13 protein-coding genes are annotated in these 20,084 nt (G+C 46.5%); 3 read left to right on the top strand and 10 right to left on the bottom strand.

Going from position 1 to position 20,084, the window contains the following annotated elements; translation table 11 throughout:
- Nucleotides 1–522: 522 nt before the first annotated feature.
- The 7 genes from miaB to nfi form a co-directional block, all read right to left on the bottom strand.
- Complete coding sequence (gene miaB / locus QUA54_RS22100) at nucleotides 523–1,866, bottom strand: tRNA (N6-isopentenyl adenosine(37)-C2)-methylthiotransferase MiaB (RefSeq protein ID WP_333416302.1); 1,344 nt, start codon at nucleotides 1,864–1,866, stop codon at nucleotides 523–525.
- Between the two features lie 196 nt (nucleotides 1,867–2,062).
- Nucleotides 2,063–3,202, bottom strand: coding sequence for a DNA cytosine methyltransferase (locus QUA54_RS22095; RefSeq protein WP_333416301.1), 1,140 nt, complete (start codon nucleotides 3,200–3,202; stop codon nucleotides 2,063–2,065).
- Nucleotides 3,203–3,396: 194 nt separating this feature from the next.
- Complete coding sequence (locus QUA54_RS22090) at nucleotides 3,397–3,825, bottom strand: hypothetical protein (protein WP_333416300.1); 429 nt, start codon at nucleotides 3,823–3,825, stop codon at nucleotides 3,397–3,399.
- Between the two features lie 143 nt (nucleotides 3,826–3,968).
- Nucleotides 3,969–5,969 (bottom strand): FHA domain-containing protein, encoded by a 2,001-nt coding sequence (locus QUA54_RS22085; RefSeq protein WP_333416299.1) that lies wholly within the window; start codon nucleotides 5,967–5,969, stop codon nucleotides 3,969–3,971.
- Between the two features lie 104 nt (nucleotides 5,970–6,073).
- Entirely contained in the window at nucleotides 6,074–6,604 is a 531-nt protein-coding gene (locus QUA54_RS22080; protein ID WP_333416298.1) for an FHA domain-containing protein, read from the bottom strand.
- 476 nt (nucleotides 6,605–7,080) lie between these two features.
- Nucleotides 7,081–7,308 carry a KGG domain-containing protein gene (locus QUA54_RS22075; RefSeq protein ID WP_015175252.1) on the bottom strand — a complete coding sequence of 76 codons (228 nt, stop codon included), beginning with the start codon at nucleotides 7,306–7,308 and terminating at the stop codon, nucleotides 7,081–7,083.
- 451 nt (nucleotides 7,309–7,759) lie between these two features.
- Complete coding sequence (gene nfi / locus QUA54_RS22070; RefSeq protein WP_333416297.1) at nucleotides 7,760–8,413, bottom strand: deoxyribonuclease V; 654 nt, start codon at nucleotides 8,411–8,413, stop codon at nucleotides 7,760–7,762.
- Between the two features lie 631 nt (nucleotides 8,414–9,044).
- Between nfi and QUA54_RS22065 the strand changes: the two genes are divergently transcribed.
- Together QUA54_RS22065 and QUA54_RS22060 are read left to right on the top strand one after the other, a co-directional pair.
- Nucleotides 9,045–9,878, top strand: coding sequence for a prohibitin family protein (locus tag QUA54_RS22065; RefSeq protein WP_333416296.1), 834 nt, complete (start codon nucleotides 9,045–9,047; stop codon nucleotides 9,876–9,878).
- Nucleotides 9,879–10,087: 209 nt separating this feature from the next.
- Nucleotides 10,088–13,159, top strand: a complete 3,072-nt coding sequence (locus tag QUA54_RS22060) for an EAL domain-containing protein (RefSeq protein ID WP_333416295.1) — start codon at nucleotides 10,088–10,090, stop codon at nucleotides 13,157–13,159.
- Nucleotides 13,160–13,697: 538 nt separating this feature from the next.
- Here QUA54_RS22060 and gcvP read toward each other — a convergent pair.
- Both gcvP and gcvH read right to left on the bottom strand, forming a co-directional pair.
- On the bottom strand, nucleotides 13,698–16,649 hold the full coding sequence (gene gcvP / locus QUA54_RS22055; RefSeq protein WP_333416294.1) for an aminomethyl-transferring glycine dehydrogenase: 2,952 nt from the start codon (nucleotides 16,647–16,649) through the stop codon (nucleotides 13,698–13,700).
- 311 nt (nucleotides 16,650–16,960) lie between these two features.
- Entirely contained in the window at nucleotides 16,961–17,350 is a 390-nt protein-coding gene (gene gcvH / locus QUA54_RS22050; RefSeq protein WP_006631619.1) for a glycine cleavage system protein GcvH, read from the bottom strand.
- A 59-nt stretch (nucleotides 17,351–17,409) separates the two neighbouring features.
- On the opposite strand from gcvH, the gene QUA54_RS22045 reads away from it, so the two are divergent.
- A complete protein-coding gene (locus tag QUA54_RS22045) occupies nucleotides 17,410–18,252 on the top strand; it encodes an alpha/beta hydrolase (protein ID WP_333416293.1) in 843 nt (280 codons plus the stop codon).
- Between the two features lie 102 nt (nucleotides 18,253–18,354).
- Here the strand turns inward: QUA54_RS22045 and gcvT are convergent, their stop codons facing one another.
- Nucleotides 18,355–19,506 carry a glycine cleavage system aminomethyltransferase GcvT gene (gcvT, locus tag QUA54_RS22040; RefSeq protein WP_333416292.1) on the bottom strand — a complete coding sequence of 384 codons (1,152 nt, stop codon included), beginning with the start codon at nucleotides 19,504–19,506 and terminating at the stop codon, nucleotides 18,355–18,357.
- Nucleotides 19,507–20,084: the final 578 nt, after the last annotated feature.

The raw sequence follows: 20,084 nt of genomic DNA, 5'->3' as shown, positions 1-20,084 counted from the left end.
AAACCGTCGCCAGAATCCACAGCAAACAGTCACAGTTAGTCAAAAATTGCCTCCCCTAAACAGCTTAAAATCGAATCATTTCCCTCAGCATTCGATTCCCGGTTTCTAGCCCTCACTTGAAACAGTTTATTTCCTTCATCATCCTTCAGCGCAGCCGGATATTCCCGGAATCAACAGACACGCTTAATACTTCAGCAATCCTCAGTTGTCGGAATAGTTGTTTGCCGCAAAATGCGAATTGGTTTATTTATTATTTGCTGCCGATATTCAATTATATTGTTTCCGGTTGCACCGGAATTATATAGAGGACACGGCAGTGCCGTGTCCCTACCGGGATTAATTGTAGGGACACGGCACTGCCGTGTCCTAGCTGTGGGTAATATTAATGCCGATGCTACCGGATTTGATATTACTTATTTCCACAAATCTAGTTGCGATTTAACCACCCTACAATTTCAGTTTAGAGTATTGAGTTTGCCAACATTATTTGTGGGAATTCAACTCAAAACTCAAACCTCAAAACTATTCCAGCATTTCTCCTGTCAAACTAAAAGCGCGAATATCTGTAATTTTAACCCGCACAATTTTACCCGCCAATTCAGCAATATCGCCCTTAAAAAATGTCAGACGATTGCCGCGAGTGCGTCCCATCACTTGAGTTGAATCTTTGAGATTTTGGACTTCCACCAAAACCTCTTCAGTGCGTCCAAAATAGCGCTGCGATCGTTCCATCGCCGTTGTTGTCACCACATGATTGATCCGTTGCAGGCGATCGGCTTTCACCTCTTCACTCAACTGATTTTCCCACAAAGCCGCCGGCGTTCCCGGGCGCGGCGAATAAGCCGCAGTATTCACCAAATCGAAACCAACATCTTCGATCAACTTCAACGTCTTTTCAAACTGCGCTTCCGTCTCCCCAGGGAAACCGACAATCGCATCCGCAGTAATCGACGCATCCGGCATATAACGGCGAATTGTATCAATAATCCGGCGGTATTTTTCCTGAGTATAACCGCGCGACATCGCTTTCAAAATATCATTATCTCCCGACTGAAAAGGAATGTGAAAATGTTCGCAAACCTGCGGTAATTCCGCACAAGCCTTAATCAATCTTTCCGTAAAATAGCGCGGGTGGCTAGTAGCAAATCTGAGGCGATCGACACCCGGCACATCCTGCACAAAATAAAGCAAATCCGTCAAAGTATGCTGGTTGCTGCCGTCCGGTTTTGTTCCCGGCAAATCGCGCCCGTAAGCATCAATATTTTGCCCCAATAAAGTTACTTCCTTGTAACCTTGGCGGCCCAAATCCTCCATTTCCGCGCGAATTGCCTCCGGCATTCGCGACTGTTCAACTCCGCGAACATTCGGCACAACACAATAAGTGCACCGTTCATTGCAGCCGTAAATTACATTCACCCAAGCAGTCACCTTGCTGTCGCGGCGCGGCTTAGTAATATCCTCCATAATCTCAACAGCTTCAGTCGCCACAACTTGATTGCCCTCAAAAACTTGTTCCAGCAAATCTTCAAGTCGGTTAGCGTGTTGTGGCCCCATTACTAAGTCTAATTCCGGCACTCTCCGGAGCAGCGCTTCACCTTCCTGCTGCGCCACGCATCCAGCTACAATTAAAGTTAAACCCGGTTCTTGGCGCTTGCGATGAGCTTGCCTTCCGAGGTTAGAATAAACTCTTTGTTCGGCATTGTCGCGAATTGTGCAAGTATTGTAGAGAATCAAGCTAGCTTCGTTCGGGTCTTCCGAGAACTCAAAGCCCATATTTTCCAGAATGCCGGCCATCCGTTCCGAGTCGGCTTTATTCATCTGGCATCCGAAAGTAGTGATGTGATAGCGGCGGGGTTTAACGGTCATGGCGAATTGCAGGCAAATAAAAAATATAGGTTTTCAACCTTAACAATTTATTATAACACTTCTATGTTAAACGAGATACGTCTGGTAATTGGTAATTTTAGTAATTGTAGGGTGCGCAATGCCCTCATAACCGCTACAAATAGTTTTAGATACGCGACAAATTTTGCGAAGTCTGGTATCTGGCTACTCGGTTTTTTTAGTTAGATAAAAACTGTAAAATTGTTTTGGCAATACCTTGTGCAGCTAAATAAGGAACCCCATTGCCAACAGTTTTAAACATATTAGTCAACGTCATTTTAGCCGGAAGTGCAAACTCTTTGGGCAGTGACTGAACCGCCAGTGTTTCTGCAACCGAAAGCCTGCGAAGTTTGTAAGGGTGCAAGTGAACTTCGTTATTGCCGTAACAAGCTGTCGGCGAATAACGCCACCGATGCAATCGCTTGAAAGATTTTTTTGAATCATCTCCTTCATCAACGGAAGCAAACCGCTTAATTCCAGCTTTGGGTTGAAAATAGTGGTTGGCATTGGGATGGTTGAGAACGTCATTTCTTTGGAACCAAAATTCAACCGTTAACTCTTGGGGAATGCCATCAGGACACGGCAAGAAACCATCGCCTCCGAAAGCATTTCTCTTGGGCCAAGGATGAGAAAAAACTTCTGACTTGGGATATAAGATATGACTTGACCACGGCAATAAATTTTCTGGTAACATTTGGCTTGTTTTCTCTAGGAAAATGCCCAGATTTGTGATTACTTTTTTTTTAAACCCTATCAAAATAATTCGATCCCTATCTTGCGGGACACCGTATTCTATCGCATTAATTAAACGTTCGGCAAAAACGTATCCCGACTCAGACAACTGATTTTTGAGTGCGTCGTAAAAAGCTTTATGTTTTTTTGTTCTCCACAAACCTTTGACATTTTCAAATAAAAAGAAATCTGGCTGCTGCTGACAAATCAATTCAATGTATGAAGCTGAAAGTTGACCTTTATCTCCTTCTTGACCTCGGTTTTTGCCGCCAATAGAAAAGTCAGGACAAGGCGGCCCCGCGATAAATCCCACAATATCGTGATGTTTGCGGGCATCCTGCATCAATTCCCGCAGGCGAAAAGCTGGTTCTTCCCCTACAAGTCGAGTGACATCTGCTTCCTCTCCTTCGCAATATCCGTATTCTGGTTGCGGCAAATTCAGGCACTGCCGAGAATAGCGGTATGCTTGCATGAAAGGTGGGAAAATTTCATTGACATACGCTACATTAAAGCCGATCGACTCAAAACCCAGATCGAGCAAGCCTGAACCTGAAAAAAATGAGAAAATACAAGGAGGACGGTGCATTGAAGGATGCCAGCAATTTTGAGTTGAGCTTACTATAAATTATGTTGGGTGCCCAGGGATCGGTACACCTGACTGTAAATTCTGTAGGGAATTGGGAATTGGGAATTGGGAATTGGTAGAATAGCCGGAGCGGGTTTATTCGATTATGGGTTTGAGGCGATTATTGTGGGTAAAACCCGCCGCTACAGGTATTATTACAGCCATTGACCGCCTCGGAAACGCCAGTAAGGAAAGAAAATCCGCATCAGTGTTTGCGATGCCAGATAAATAGCCAGCCACACTAAACTATAATGCAATGCAAAAGCTCCCAAGTCAAAATCTTGTGCAGGTATTCCCGGCAAACCGATAATTTTGATTAAAAATAACACAAAAAGTGCTTCCCAAATTCCAGCGAGCAATTGAAACGCCCCAGGCCAATCTCGATCCCAGCGAAACTGCTGGATCGAAATATATAAAGCATCCCAGCCGATGCCAAAAATCGCTACATACCCTAAAATCCAGAAAAAGATTGAGCCTGATTGGGAGGTAATTAAACCCATAAAAAAGGGCAGGGTTACTAAAACGCCTACGGTTGCAAATAGCAATAACCGAGTTTGCCAGCGGCCGAATAAAGTGGGAGTCATGCGATTTTAGATTTTAGATTTTAGATTTTAGATTGAAGGGGAAGGTTGTTCGGTTTTAGATTTTAGATTTTAAATTAAACGCGAAACTCAGTTAAATCCATTAAATCTTATACATTGCTTGTTGCCGAACTTCCTCCTTCAAGTTAGCCGGGAGATTTATTTAAAATCCACTTCCACCACTGCACGAACGATCGCCAAACGCTCAATTTCCGCACACCAGCAACTCGGTTGGCGGCCAGACTTTCAACCGAACGCAAGGCGGCGTATTGCAAGCCCAAAAAACTGTCTACGGGCGCGTAAGGCCCTCCCAAAGTAATCGCGCCGGCTGCGTATACCCGGCCTTCTGTGTTGCTAGCACAAGAATTCCGCAATTCGGGCACTTCAAAATCGTTGTTAACACTCAGCCGCCCCAAACCGTTGAGGGGAAGATTGTATTGAGCTACCAAATCGTTTAATAGGGGACTGGTTTTTACCTTAGCGTCCAAACCCGTAGCGTCAATAATAAAATCAGCCTCTAACTTAATTTGCCCCTTGAGTTCCTTCTCCTGAATGTACGTCACCGTGCGGTTTTGACTGTCGCGCTCGACTCGCTCGACTTCCCCGAAGGTAATTTGATACCATCCTTGACTTAAACCTTCTTTGACAATCCGCCGCCAGTCGCTGCGCTGGGCTGTGGTAGTGCCGCCCCAGTCGGTGAGCAACTGCGGCCGAAATTCAGGCGCGGCTTGTTCCAAAAGTACGCGGAGTTCCCCGCCCCAGCAAGCTTTCGGCCAGTTGAAAGGTTGAAATTCGTAGTGATTTTCGACGCTGCGCTGAGCGAGGTTAAATTTGTTGCCCTGGGGTTTGGGCGATCGCATCAAATGCAATACTTGAATATTCCGATTGCGCTGTCGCGCTTCGTAAATCCGCTGCACCACCCGCGAAGCTACAATTCCCCGGCCTCTAATTAACACGCTGCCGCCGCTGGCCTCCAATTTTTCGTAAACGCCGTCGTGGTTTTCGTAAGCGTTGACAACCGACTCAAAATCCTGGGTTTTTTCGCGGTAAGCTTGCAAATCCGGCAAAAATTGAATGGCGGGATAGCCGGTGGCTAAGTGTACGTATTTGGCGATTAAAAAAGCGTGGTCGCGGTGATCCGCATTAGATCGAGAATAAGCGATCGCGTACCTGCCGTCATCTATTTTGCGAATTCCCCGCACTCTACCGTAGCGAAACATCTGATTCCACCCTATTCGATCGACTTCCCTGTCAATAGAATCAAACACATTCCCCGCGCGAGGCGTATAAGTTTCGGCAAAAGTCGGTTCGGCAAACACCTGCCACATCAACTTCAACGACATCCCCAAACGCCCTTTGAGTAATTCCTGCCAAGCTTCCCGCAAAGCATAGGGAGGCCAGCCCCAAATGTTGTCTGGACAGGAGTCAGAATTCGATCTTAGGCGTTCCCGCAGCGGAATTTGAGAATTTAGGCACAGACGCCGATAGCGGGCGTAAGGTTGCTCTTCCATGCCCAAAACCGCTATTCGATCTGTTGTCACCCCGCAAATTCTCAGCAAATCCACCCAAATAAAGCTGCCCAAACCGCCGCCAACGGCAGCCCAATCAACTTCTGCCACAGGGACTCCCATAGATTGGAGCGATCGCATATTCACTTGAGAAGCGTGCAAAAATGCGATCGGCGGAAATTCTCCCGTACTACGTGTTTGAGGAAGCTGCAACACCATTTGCTGGCCCCGTGGGTCTGGCCCATTGGTCTGCGGGTTAAAGAAAATGTGAGAATTGACCGAGGGCGTTTCTGGGGAATTAATAGCAAAAGAAATGCCGATCGCGTAGGGGCCAACTTGCAGCATATCCCCGTTTGCCAGCACGCACCGGGTTTGGCGAACGCCGTTAACAAAAGTACCGTTGCGGCTGCCCGTGTCAGTGAGTACAATACTGTTACCTTCGGTGCCAATCACTGCGTGAAAGCGAGAAACTTGACTGCTGCTGAGCGCAATTCGAGAAACTCGTTCCCCGTTGAGTGTGGCGGGCATAGCTTCAAAAATTCGTCCCAAAGCGATGGGTAAGTCGAGTATCGGGGATCGACAATCCCCCGTAGCTGTATCTGTCCAAGTCAGTCGCAGGCGCAAGGGTTGAGAATTCATGATTATTTTTTAAACATCAGCCTTCAGCTTTGAGCTTTCTGCAACAAAGATTTTTGAAATTGAGAGTGTTTAGCGGATAGGCCGATTTTCCCTTTTTCAAACATTCACGGAGAGATCATCACACTCGCCGCAGCCGCCAAAGAAGTACCGCACCACGGACACCCCGCATTCAACTGCGCGTAAGGCGAAATTCGAGTGCACTTCGGACACTGCAAACCATATTTTGAAGGCCCCGTCGGCCCAGAGTTAACCGGTGCGGGAGGCCCGGACAGCAAAACTGTCTGCGGCGCGGCTACCTCCACCTCAGTCACCTTCACCACCTCGATTTGCACTTGGCCTAAATGGATGCGGCTTCCGGGACTCAATTTTGCTTCGCCTCGGGCGAGAATTTTTCCGTCAACCAGGGGCGGATTGCTTTCGCGCAAATTCCGCACTGCATACTCCTGCAATTCCTGATTAAAAAATATTTCAACCTGCAGACCCGATACGCTGGGATGGGAAAATACTATATCGCACTTCGCCGGATCGCGCCCGAGCCTCACGGTTCCCAGATTTTTGCTCGGCTGTCCGTTTTGAATTGTCAGAGTTTGACGCACCCCAGCTTCTGTCCATGCTAAAGTGAGCTGGCTTGTCATGATTGTATAGTTTGCTCAAAAATATAAAAAAATATTAGCTGATTTATTTTGAGCACTGACTTCCTCACCAAAAAACTTAATTAGAATTATTGACGCCGACTCGATCGAACTTCTGAAAATATTATGTGCAGCTAAACAAAAAAGCCCCGAAGTCAGGGCTTTTTGTGCTCGTATTGGCTTTTTTTGAGAGAGTGACTCGCCCTTGCCAGCTTTTCTTTCCCGCAAAATTATTGACCCCAGTGCAGCTTTGTTAAAATTTTGCTGTTAAAGATTTGCCAGCGATTGCTAAAAACTAATTGCTGTGGGGTTTTCAGATTTGCGAAGCTTTGGTGCGCTAATAACGAATTTTGGAGGTATGGCGATCGAACTATCTCGGGAAATTCGCTCGCCCCACCTCCTCAAACGCTCAGTGTCCTAGTGCTATCTCTCAAGCTGCAACTGTGCAATCTTTCGTTGCAGCGCCAGCCTGGAGAGACTTATTCGCTCTTGCGGCTTTTCCGACCGCCTTCGCGACCAATTTGAGCCATGTGTTCGCGATTTCTGCTGACAGCTTCGCCGCCTTTTTGGCCAGCTTCTCTGGCTTCTTCAGGGGTGAATTCGTGTGCAGTTCCTTTCTCGTGTGCAGCTTTTCCGCCTTTGCTAGCAATTGCGCGCTGTTTTTCTGCATCCATAGAAGCGAATCCGCGTTTGCTTTTCTCAGCCATGACTGTCTCCTTGTTTTTTTTCTGATTTTTTAGCTCGATCGCGCCTTCGCCTCCCACTGTCGTGGTTGCTCCCAGTCAGTGGTGAGATATCCGACGGTAAATTATGAAACCTCATCAGACGAATCTCTGCTTTTGGTTTAACTCGCAGAATGAATATTTCATAATTTACAAATGTGAACTAAAAATAGTTCACGCCCGGGCACTATAGTTAGAGCCGCCAATGTTTAAGCAGGTTACTGTCTTTCAATCATTGTAGAAACCCCCCAACTTTTATACCTCTTTCTCAGGTATAGTCATTCTTTAGTTCGCTGGAAGGATGGAAGCCAAAGCTGATTGGGGGTAGACTCAGAGGATTTTTTGACTTAACGGCGACACCTCAAAAATTAAAAGTCCCAAGAGGGATGCTTTTTTGCCTTTTTACTTTTTTTTTGATGCCTTCCGCGCTTGCCAGTTATCCCGATGTTAGTTGGTCTGCAGATCGAGTTGTTTCTGGTAAGCGATATTTTGGGGCGCAGCACAGGACGTACTCGATCGCAGTTTTCAAGTTTACCTTATGGCCAATGGAAACATAAATCGGTTTTACCCCTGTTTGCGTCCTCAGCGCTGCGCCTACCGTTGCTCCCTCCAGCAGCAAGGGTTCCCAACTGCCCCGGTCGATCCCGACTTCTGAATGTTCTCCAATAAATCGATTTTTGGCAACTCCGATGGTCGCAATCCCTGTCAACACCCCCAAATGGCAGGCAAGACCGAACCTGCGGGGATGGGCTAGTCCCTGACCGTCGCACAATATTAAGTCTGGCCTCAAACTGATATTTTCCAAAGCCTCAAGGACTGCCGGCACTTCTCGAAAAGACAGGAAACCCGGAATATAAGGAAAAGTTGTAGGACTGCGAACCACAGCTTGCTGCTGCAACTGCAAGTCGGGAAAGCTCAGAACTGTTACAGCGGCGCGCGATACGTCGTCTGCAATGTCGTAGCCGACATCTACGCCTGCGACGTACCGAACTGTCTCCAATTTATTTTCGGTAATTACCTCTGACCGAAGTTGTTCTTGAATGGCGATCGCCTCTTCAATTGTCTGCGGCCAAGGGTGTCGCTGCAACATTAGGCATCTTTATTTAACCGTTCTCATCTAAGTTTAACTTATTTTCTGGCATTTTTAAACTCGGATTTTTATCCTTTTACACTATAAATTCACAGCTTGCGTAAGGAGTCTTTCTTTATACTCTTGAGGTTTGAGTAAGGCGGGCCGAGGCTTATTCTACAAATAGAGTCTGTACGTCGGAGTATGAAATTCTATCTTTCGCGGCTTGCACCAACCTGCAAAGGTTTCACCGCCGCTCACCTCCTATTTTCTACTCAAACTTCACAAAAAATACCTATTTGATGCTGATTTTTTAGCTTTCTAGAAAGCTTTATCTTTGCGATCGCCATTTTATTTTATCGCTTGTCGGAGAGCGATCGAGCTATCTATTTACTTCTGCTTTATCTAAAAAAATCCTCCTTGTCAAGATGATTGAAACATTTATTCATCAATAATCTCACCCAGCTACAAGTGCCATTGTTCATCCCCGCTCATCGAGCTAAGAAGTTCCCAGACCCTCACAAATATATGACTTTTATGACAAAAAATAAATGAATTTATGAGTTGTTGCACCATTAACATGAAGTTATAATCTTAGATAATAGCGAAGAGAAAACTAACATCAAGTAACACAACATAGGTGAATTAACATATGAAAACCATGCAAAGTGTTCGGTACAACCTAGCTCTCTACATCGTCGGTGGCATCGTCTTCATCATCGCCGCCTTAATTTTAAGACCTTTTACCATCGTCGGCGCAGGGGAACGGGGCGTCATGATGCGCTTTGGCAAAGTTCAAGACGCTATTTTAGATGAAGGCATCCACCCGATTTTCCCGATCGTCACCTCTGTAAAAACTCTCAGCGTCCGGGTACAAAAAACAGATTTGAAAGCAGATGCAGCCTCCAAAGATTTGCAAAGTATTACTACAGATTTGGCAGTCAACTGGAATGTAGATCCTGCCAAAGTCAATCAAATTTTCCAACAAATAGGAGAGGAAGAACAAATTGTTACCAGCATTCTGAGTCCGGCTATTTCGGAAGTTCTCAAAGCAGCAACTTCTAAAAAAACCGCAGAAGAAATTATTACTAAGCGCACGGAACTCAAAACAGAAATAGACAACAGCCTCAAAAAGCGTTTGGAACCTTACGGCGTCATCGTCAGAGATGTTTCGTTAATAAATTTTGGCTTTTCTCCAGAATTTAGCAAAGCCATCGAAGCCAAGCAGATAGCAGAACAAGAAGCTAAACAGGCAGAATTTACAGTTAAAAAAGCAACCCAAGACGCTCAAGCCCAAATTAATCGCGCTAAAGGTCAAGCCGAATCTCAGCGCTTGCAGCGGCAAACTTTAACTCCTGAAATTTTGCAGCAGCAAGCGATTGAAAAATGGAACGGTCAGTTTCCGACAGTAATGGGAGGAGGTGGAACTTTGCCCTTAATTAATATTGCGCCGCCGAGTTCTCAAGCTGCAATTCCTGCTAAATAAGCTGCTGCGCATCCCGATTAACGGAGCGCGGGGAGAAGGGGAGAAGGGGAGAGAGTCCGAGGGGCAGAGGAATAGAGAGAGGGTTTTCACTGCAGAAGTGAAGATGTGCTTTTTTAAATGCCCAACAGCAAGCGTATAAAATACAACTAACAACTAAGGTTAAATCCCGCTTACTTAAGTACCAAGATAGAATTTACGTGGCGCGAACCATGAAAAACGCTAAAGTAAGAAACAACTCGGAAATTGTAAAGGTTTGCTTGAAACTTCGGCTGATGGGAGATCGCGAGAACCAGTCAATTTCTAATTTAGGTGAAGTGGGGAGTGCCGATCGCCATACTGCATCAAAAGCACTGTGGCTGCGCGATCGAGCCTTGGCAGCTACTAGCAGCGGCATTGTCATTGCTGACGCCAATGCACCCGATTGCCCCATAATTTATTGCAATCCGGCCTTTGAACGGATGACAGGTTACTGCGCCAGTGAAATCTTGGGGCGCAATTGCCGATTTTTGCAAGGTCCGGATACCGATCGAACTACTGTAGCTAAGATCCGCGACGCCTTGCGCCAAGGTCTAGAAATCAAGACAACCATCAAAAATTACCGCAAAGACGGCAGTCCTTTTTGGAGCAAATTGTCGCTATCTCCCGTGCGAGACGACAGCGCTAATTTGACTCACTTCGTAGGGATTCAGTCGGACTTGTCGGAACGCATCTGTGAAGTGCACGAAGCATTGCAGCAAGCTAACGACCAACTGCAAACGATTTTGGAAGCAGTTCCGGGAACAGTATCTTGGATTAGCTCGGATTTGCACTATTTGGGGGTTAACCAGCACTTAGCCAAACTGCACGGTTTGCCGCCGTCGGCTTTTGTCGGTCAAGATATCGGTTTTCTGGGCGCTAGCTCGGATTTTAACTCTTTTGTGGTGGAGTTTTTTGCTGGCGACGCTACGGAAGCGGTTAAAGAACTCAGCGTTAAGGTGAAAACTGATGGCGGAGAGTCGGCGGGATACTATTTGATTGTTGCTCAAAAGTACGATCGCGGCAAAGCAGCTTGTCTGGTAGGGATAGACATTACCGAGCGCAAGCGGATAGAAGAAGCTCTGGTGCTGACTCGCAAGGCGGTGGAAAGTTCGAGCGACGCGATCGGGATCAGCGATGCGAACGGCACTCACATCTATCAAAATCAAGCATTTTCTCAGCTATTTGAATGGGACACGGCAGAGGAATTTAAGCTAGCCGGAGGTATACCGGCAGTTTTTGCTGACCCCGCAGTCGCCAGCGAGGTACTAGACACGATCGCCCACGGTTATTCTTGGTCTGGTGAAATTACCAACCGCACCAGAAGCGGCGAAATGTTGCAAGTGCTGCTGCGGGCCGATGCTATTAAAGACCGCACAGGGAAAATAGTCGGTCGGATTTACATGAATACCGATATTACCGATCGCAAGCGCACGGAACAAGAGCTGCGGCAAAGCGAGAAGCGCTTTCGATCGTTGATTGAAAATGCTAGAGACATTATTGTGATTCTGGACGAGAAAGGCTTTTGTCGCTATGTCTCTCCTTCCCTAGAGCGGATTTTGGGCTACCCGACGGCGGAAGTGCTCGGCCGATCTGTATTTGACTTGATTCACCCTGACGAATTGCTGATAGTGGATCAAGTGTTCCAAGGTGTCATGCAAAAGCCGAGAGTTAGCCAGGGAATGGCCGAATACCGAGTGCAGCACAAGGACGGTTCCTGGTGCGTGTTGGAAGCGGTGGCGACGAATTTGCTCGACGAACCTTCGGTGCGGGGAATTGTGGTCAACTGTCACGACGTGACTGAGCGCAAGCTGGCTGAAGAGCAATTGTTGCACGATGCTTTGCACGATGCGCTGACGGGGTTGCCGAACCGGGGTTTGTTGACAGACAGGTTGGGGCAAGCTTTTGCGCGCGCGCAACGGCATCCAAGCGATCGGTTTGCGGTGCTGTTTTTGGATTTGGACAGGTTTAAGGTGATTAATGACAGCCAGGGACACCGCACGGGCGATCGGCTGTTGGTGGCTGTGGCTCGCCGTCTCTTGACTTGTTTGCGACCTGGCGATACGGCGGCGCGTGTGGGGGGAGATGAGTTTGTGATTTTGCTGGAGGAAATTCAGGGTGTTGATGAGGCGATCGCCCAAGCAAAGGAAATTCTCCAGGCGATCGAACGACCGCTTTATTTGGAAGGGAATAAAGTTTTAATTACTGCTAGCATCGGCATTGCTTTGAATACCGACAAATATCAGTGGGCAGGAGATATTTTGCGCGATGCTGATATTGCGATGTACCGCGCCAAAGCTCTCGGTAAAGCTCGCTACGAAGTGTTTACCAGTTCGATGCACACTCGGGCTGTGGCTTTGATGAACTTGGAACACGATTTGCGGGAATCGGTTGAAGAGCTGAATTTGAAACATTCAATAGTGGATTTAGGATGTGGGGCGGCGCAGGAAAACTCGCCTACGAGCGAAATGGAGCGCAAGTTTGAGCGTCCGAAATCGCAATTTGTTCCTTTTAAATTGGAATGTCCTTTTACTGTTTATTACCAGCCGATCGTTTCTTTGAAAAGTGGCTCAGTTATCGGATTTGAGGCGTTGGTGCGCTGGCTGCACCCGGAACGAGGTTTAGTTTCCCCGATGGAATTTATTGCGATGGCGGAGGAAACAGGGTTAATTACGCCTTTGGGTTTGTGGGTTTTGAACGAAAGCTGCCGCCAAATTATCAAGTGGCAGAGTTTGAATTTACCTGTGGGAAATTCGGGATTGACAGTAGCAGTAAATCTTTCGGGGAGGCAGTTTTCGGAACCGGACTCGATCGAGCAAATTAAGCAAGTTTTGCTGGAAACGGGTGTGGACGCTCGCTGTTTGAAGTTGGAGATTACTGAGAGTGTGCTGATGGAAGATGGGGAAGTGGCGGCGGGGATGCTTTCGCAGTTGAGAGAGTTGGGGATTGAGCTGTGCATTGATGATTTCGGGACTGGTTATTCGTCTCTGAGTTATTTGCACAGGTTCCCGATTAATATTTTGAAGGTCGATCGCTCTTTTGTCAGCCGCATCGGGGAAAAGGGCGAAAATTTGGAAATCGTGCGGGCGATCGTCATGCTGGCCAGCAGTTTGGGGATGAAAGTAGTGGCAGAAGGTGTCGAAACCGCCGTCCAGTTGGCTCAAATGCGGGCGATCGGCTGCGAGTACGGTCAGGGGTTCTTTTTCTCTAAACCTCTCGACAGCGAGGCAGCTACAGCCTTGTTGAGCCGATCGCCGAAATGGTGAACTGAACCAAATATTTAATTTGTACATTGAAAAATATTAAAACTATTGCGCGGTGCGCTTATTGGAGAATCACACGATTTTAGATTTTAGATTTTAGATTTTAGATTGAAGAAAGCGACCCCACTGATAAATCCGGCGGCTTGCGAGCGGGATTCGGAGCTTTTTTCTCGCTCCACGAATGAATCCGGGGGCTTGTGACCAAATTGCTTGATTGTCAATAAGGGCGATCGATCTTTTGCTAATCGATGCCTGGAGTGTTAAAGTTACACTTTAAAAATTAGGTGTTGCTTAATCTGGGTATGAAAAAAATTCAGTTGAAAATCCCGAAGCTTTGTGGATACTGGTTTCTCTGACTTGCATATTTAGCCTTTCATACCCTAACTCAGCAACGCCTGTTGCATTCATTTTTTATTTTACTTGGAGTTTTGGTAGTTTTTTATTAAATCTTTTTCAGCGCGTTTATGTAGGGTAAGGTGCGCAATGCGCACCTACACTTTATCTAGGGTCAAGTGCGCATCGCGCACCCGGAGAAAGCGATTTAACCTTGACTGTAAGCCTCCATTGGCAAACAAGAACAAACAAAATTGCGATCGCCAAACGCATTATCTATGCGGCCCACCGCCGGCCAAAACTTATATTCGCGAGTCCAAGGTGCCGGATAAGCCGCTTGCGCGCGAGTATAAGGACGATTCCACTCATCAACCATCAGAGATTCTGCGGTGTGGGGCGCATTTTTTAAAACGTTATTTTGCGCATCAACATTACCTTTTTCAATTTCCGCAATTTCGCCTCGAATCGCAATCATCGCATCGCAAAAACGATCTAATTCCTGTTTAGATTCGCTTTCCGTCGGTTCCACCATTACCGTACCAGCAACCGGCCAAGAAACCGTCGGCGCGTGATAGCCGTAATCCATCAACCGTTTAGCGATATCTTCGACTTCAATAGTCGCAGATTTTTTGAGCGATCGCAAATCTAGAATACACTCGTGCGCCACCAAACCAGCTTTCCCTTTGTACAAAACCGGATAATAAGATTCTAAGCGTTCTGCCATGTAATTAGCATTAAGAATTGCTACTTTTGTTGCCTCAGTTAAACCCCCTCCTCCCATCATCCGAATGTACATCCAAGAAATAGTCAAAATGCTAGCACTTCCCCAAGGCGCTGCGGAAACAGCACCAACTGTTGACTGTTGACTGTTAACTGTTGACTGTTGACTGTTAAGAATAGAATGACTGGGCAAAAATTCTACCAAATGAGACATTACCCCAATCGGGCCCATTCCCGGCCCGCCACCACCGTGGGGAATACAGAAAGTTTTGTGCAAATTTAAGTGACAAACATCAGCACCAAAATCACCTGGGCGGCACAAACCAACTTGAGCATTCATATTTGCGCCGTCCATATAAACTTGTCCGCCGCAGTTGTGGACAATATCGCAAATCTCTTTAATTTCTTCCTCAAAAACGCCGTGCGTAGATGGATATGTCACCATCAAAGCCGCCAGTTCATTTTTGTGTTTCTCGGCTTTTTTATGTAAATCCGCAACATCAATATTGCCCTGAGAATCGCACTCCACAGCAACTACTTTCATTCCCGCCATCACCGCGCTAGCCGGATTTGTACCGTGGGCTGACTGGGGAATCAAACAAATATTTCGGTGAGATTCGCCTCGGTGTTCGTGGTATTGGCGAATAACTAACAAACCCGCGTATTCGCCTTGGGAACCGGCGTTTGGCTGCAAAGAAATTCCCGCAAAACCGGTGATTTCTGCCAGCCACTGTTCTAGCTGCACGAACATCATTTGATAGCCGCGAGTTTGATCGCGGGGGGCAAAAGGATGTATCTTGCCAAATTCCGCCCAAGTCACGGGCATCATCTCTGCTGTTGCGTTCAATTTCATTGTGCAAGAACCCAAGGGAATCATCGATGTATTTAGCGATAAATCTTTGGCTTCTAAACGGTGCAAATAGCGCAAAAGTTCAGTTTCTGAATGGTAGCTGTTGAAAACTGGATGGGCGAGATAGCTGCTGCTGCGATCGCAAAAATCTGGTAACGTCAAATATGAATTCAATGCGTCGGCATCCAGCGGAATGTTAAGAGCATTCTGCCCGTCTGCCCTGATATAATCCTTATCCTGGGAAAATATTTTCCACAACTCTTGCACATCTTCAACGGTGACAGTTTCATCTAACGTGATTCCTACTGTCGAATCATCGAAAACTCGGAGATTAATTTTGCGAACTTTAACAGCTTCTAGAATTTCTGACAGCGGTTTGTCTCCCAATTCTACTCGCAAAGTATCGAAGAAATGTTGAGAACCAATTTTGTATCCGAAACTTCTTAAACCGGATGCCAAAAGTGCTGTTAAACTCCATACTTTCTCAGCAATGTCTTTCAGTCCAGACGGCCCGTGATAAACAGCATACATACTCGCCATCACTGCCAGCAAAACTTGAGCAGTACAAATATTGCTGGTTGCTTTTTCGCGGCGGATGTGCTGTTCGCGAGTTTGCAAGGCCAGACGCAAAGCAGATTTGCCGTTGGCATCTTTAGAAACGCCGACAATTCTCCCCGGAACTTGCCGTTTAAACTCTTCTCGCGTGGCGAAATAGGCTGCGTGGGGCCCTCCGAATCCCATCGGCACTCCGAAGCGCTGAGTGCTTCCTACGGCTATATCCGCGCCGAATTCGCCGGGGGGTGTGAGCAAGCACAGGCTCAAAATGTCGGCGGCTACTGTGACTAATGCGCCGACTTCGTGTGCCGATCGAATAAAATCGGTATAGTCGTAAATTGCGCCGTCTGTGGCGGGGTATTGCAGGAGAGCGCCGAAAATTGTACGATCGAACTCAAAACTTTGATGGTCGCCGACAATTACCTCAATTCCCAGCGGCTTAGCGCGAGTTTGCACGACTTCCACAGTTTGAGGGTGGCAATCTTGGGAAACAAAAAACGCTTTTGCCTTATTTTTACTCGCGCCGTAACTAACCGCCATCGCTTCGGCCGCAGCAGTCCCTTCATCCAGCAAAGAAGCGTTGGCAATTTCCAAACCCGTGAGGTCAATTATCATGGTTTGGAAGTTCAGTAAAGCTTCCAATCGCCCTTGAGCAATTTCGGCTTGATAGGGAGTGTAAGCTGTATACCAGCCGGGATTTTCTAGGATATTCCGCTGAATGACGGGGGGAGTTATGCAGTCGTGATATCCTGTGCCGATGTACGATCGAAATACCTGATTTTTGGCAGCAATTTCTTTCAATTCTGCCAAAGCGCTGTACTCGCTTTGCGCTGCGGGAAGTTGTAGCGGTTGAGAAATGCGAATCGCCGCAGGAACCGTTTTGTCAATCAACTCATCGAGGCTGGAAATGCCCAAAACATCGAGCATTTGCTGGATTTCGCTGGGTGTCGGGCCAATGTGTCGGCCCGCAAAACCACCTATGGGGGAAAGGTTTTGCTGCTGACTGGGTTCAAGTTGAGGGCTGTAGAGTACCAAGGCGGATTCTCCTGAATAGACTTTTGCTTCTTTGTTTGTAACATTTTGCTAAGAAAACCAGGAAGATTTTCTGCGTCTATCAAAGTCCGACAGTCCGACAGGGGTTGAAACCCCTGTCTCACAGCTAAAGTGGTCGGTCGCCGACCTTAGATTAAGCCGCACTTATCGCAAATCGCCGCGCAACTGCTTAGTATTTCAGTCGTCTTTAGACGACTTGTGCTATAAGCCCCGTGGGTTTCAACCCCTGGCGGATTGTGGAGGAATCAACGAGCCCTAGCCCCAAATTCCCACTCAAAACCCAAAACTCATAACTACTCCCCTTCCACCATTTTGCGATACTCCGGGGCCGAGAAAGCCTCGTCTGCGTCGCTGGTGTTGTCAACGCGCACTTTCAGCAGCCAGCCAGCGCCATAGGGGTCTTCCGCCAAATTTTCGGGAGACTCTATAATTTCATCATTGCGTTCTACGACTGTACCGGTAACTGGTGCTTTCAAGTCTTCAACGGCTTTCACTGACTCGACTGTACCGAAAGCTTCGCCTTTTTCCAACCCTGCACCGACTTCTGGCAAATCTAGAAACACGATATCGCCGAGTTGGTCAACTGCAAAGGCACTAATGCCGATGGTGGCTATTTCGCCTTCGAGTCGGATGTATTCGTGGGTGTCTAGGTATTTCAAGTCATCGGGGTATGTTAGTGCCATGTCTTTTCTCGCAATAAAAAAGTATTAGTTAAATCTTATTCAACTATGAGCCTTTAGTAATGACTAAGTGGAACAGAAAAAATATTAAACCCTTGCTTTTCGGAGAATTTTCTGTCAAACGACTTAGGAAATCTCTAATTTTTATTTACGCATTTCTGTGTTTTTACAGTTTCTTTGTTTCAGAACGGCTAATTTTCCAACATCCCCCATCTAGTCAGAGTGATAGCATGGAAGTTATCAAAGTTAGCTCAGCTAATGGCGTGAAAATTTCTGCTGTTCATTTTCCTAACCCGCAAGCTAAATATACCATACTTTACAGTCACGGGAATGCGGAAGACTTGGGCGGGATTTTATGGGTACTCAGAGAGATTCGAGATAGCGGGTTTGCTGTGTTTGCCTATGATTATCAAGGTTACGGCACGAGTCAGGGAAATCCTTCTGAGTATAATACTTATCGTGATATTGATGCTGCTTATAATTATTTAACCCAACAGTTGAGAGTACCTGCAAACCAAATTATTCTTTACGGGCGTTCTGTGGGCGGTGGGCCGGCAATTGATTTGGCGTCGCGGCAAAAAGTCGGCGGTTTGGTGGTTGAAAATTCCTTTGTTTCGGTTTTTCGGGTGTTGACGCGGATTCCGATTTTACCCTTTGATAAGTTTGTGAATATTGATAAGATTGACAAAGTTCGATCGCCTGTTTTGGTGATTCATGGTAAGGCTGATGACGTGGTGCATTTTTGGCATGGAGAGCAGTTGTTTGCAGCCGCGAAGCAGCCGAAATTAAATTTTTGGGTTGATGGGGCCGGTCATAATGATTTGATGGACGTGGCGGGCGATCGCTATGCTGCAACTTTGCAAAAATTTGCTAAGCTAGTAGATGAATCTTCTCGACCAATATGAGCAACGGGCTAGAAGCCCGTGCCACAACAACACATACACTTACACTTTCTTGTGAATCCTTCCTCTAAGCAACGCCCCTGAATTAATGCTCACCTACTTAAGTTAACTGGGACGGTTTGGCGAGCGATAAAATGGTTTTTTCACCACACTAGCCGGATAGTTTTTACTGCGAATTTCGATTTCTAATTGCTGACCGATTTTAGCTAATTTTGTCGGAACAAATGCGAGGGCTACTGGCCGATTCAATGTAGGCGATAATGTACCGCTAGTAACTTCTCCTACTGTTTCGCCTTCAAATATTACCGGATAGCCGTGGCGCGCAATGTGCCGCCCCTGCATTTCTAACCCTACCAACCGCTTCGATACTCCACTCGCTTTTTGCTGTTCCAAAACCTCGCGACCAATAAAATCGCCTTTGCTATCTAGGTGCACTACCCAACCCAATCCAGCCTCTAAAGGCGTGATATTGTCGTCTATATCTTGACCGTAAAGAGCCATTGCTGCTTCTAAACGCAAGGTATCTCTCGCACCCAAACCGCAGGGCACAACCCCAGCAGCTAACAGTTTTTGCCACAGTTCTTTTCCTACTTCGGCATCCACCATGATTTCAAACCCATCTTCACCGGTGTAACCAGTTCTGGCAATAAAACTCGGCTGTCCCAACAGATTTGTTTCTAAGTGACCGAAAGCCTTAATTGGTGCGAGGTTGTCTTCCACAAAAGGCTGGAGATAGTTAACAGCTTCCGGCCCTTGAATGGCAATTAAAACTTTATCTTCGGATCTGTCTGTAAAACAGAGTTCGCTCAATTCTAAGTGCGTGGTTATCCATGCTTTGTCTGAGATGCGAGTGGCGGCGTTGACAATAATTACTGCACGTTCTTCGTTAGTAATAGCGTCAGGTTCTTGGCAGTAGAAAATAATGTCGTCTAAGATGCAGCCTTTGGCATTTAGCAAGACTGTATATTGAGCTTGACCGGGTTGCAAGCGGCTCAAGTCTGAGGGTACTAAGGGTTGAAATTTTTCTATTACTTTTTTCCCTGTCAAACCAAATTTTCCCATGTGGGAAATGTCGAACATTCCTGCTTGCTGGCGTACTGCTTGATGTTCGCTGCTGATGCCTGCGTACTGTACTGCCATCTCCCACCCGGAAAAGGGTACCATCCGGCCTTTGAGTTGTAATGATAGGTCGTACAGAGGCGATCGGGCAAGTTGGATCGGACTCTCTGGATTGTTGGGTTCAGTTGACTTTGCCACAGGTAGCGCTTTGTTTTTGCGGGTAGACTGTTTTGATTTTACGGGAAAATTGGTTTTCAGGGTGTGCGGCGCGATCGAATTTAAACACGGGGTGCTACTGTTTCGGTACAAAGCGCGATCGTATTTAAGCACACGGTGGTACTGTTTGCGTACAAATTAGGTTAGGGCAGTGCCGTTTCTTTAATCTTTTTTATGGAGAATAGCGGACTTGAACCCCTAACCCCTACAATGCCATTGTTCATATATTTTGCCTGTAATACTTATTTTGTATAGCTTTTTAGCATTCTCAATAACTGATATCCCTCTTCTGTCACTAAGCGGAAGAAGAAAATAAAAATTCACTCTCATTCATCAAGTGAGAGAAGGATTTGGGTAAAAAATCATTAACGCCTTTAATCGAGCCAAGCCTGTAGATAATTGTGGAATCGGAAAAACTTTTAGCCACTGTTGTATCAAGTTAAAGCTAATTAAAGGTTGCAGCATTAATCTCAAGTTGTTTATATCAATACTCCGGACAGTTTTTAAGCAGCCAAAGTACCATAAGACAAGACTGAAGGAAGATTAGGATGGTTTAAAAT

The organism is Microcoleus sp. MOSTC5, assembly GCF_036701825.1.
Lineage (GTDB): Bacteria > Cyanobacteriota > Cyanobacteriia > Cyanobacteriales > Microcoleaceae > Microcoleus > Microcoleus asticus.
This window is presented reverse-complemented; position numbering and strand designations above follow the sequence as displayed.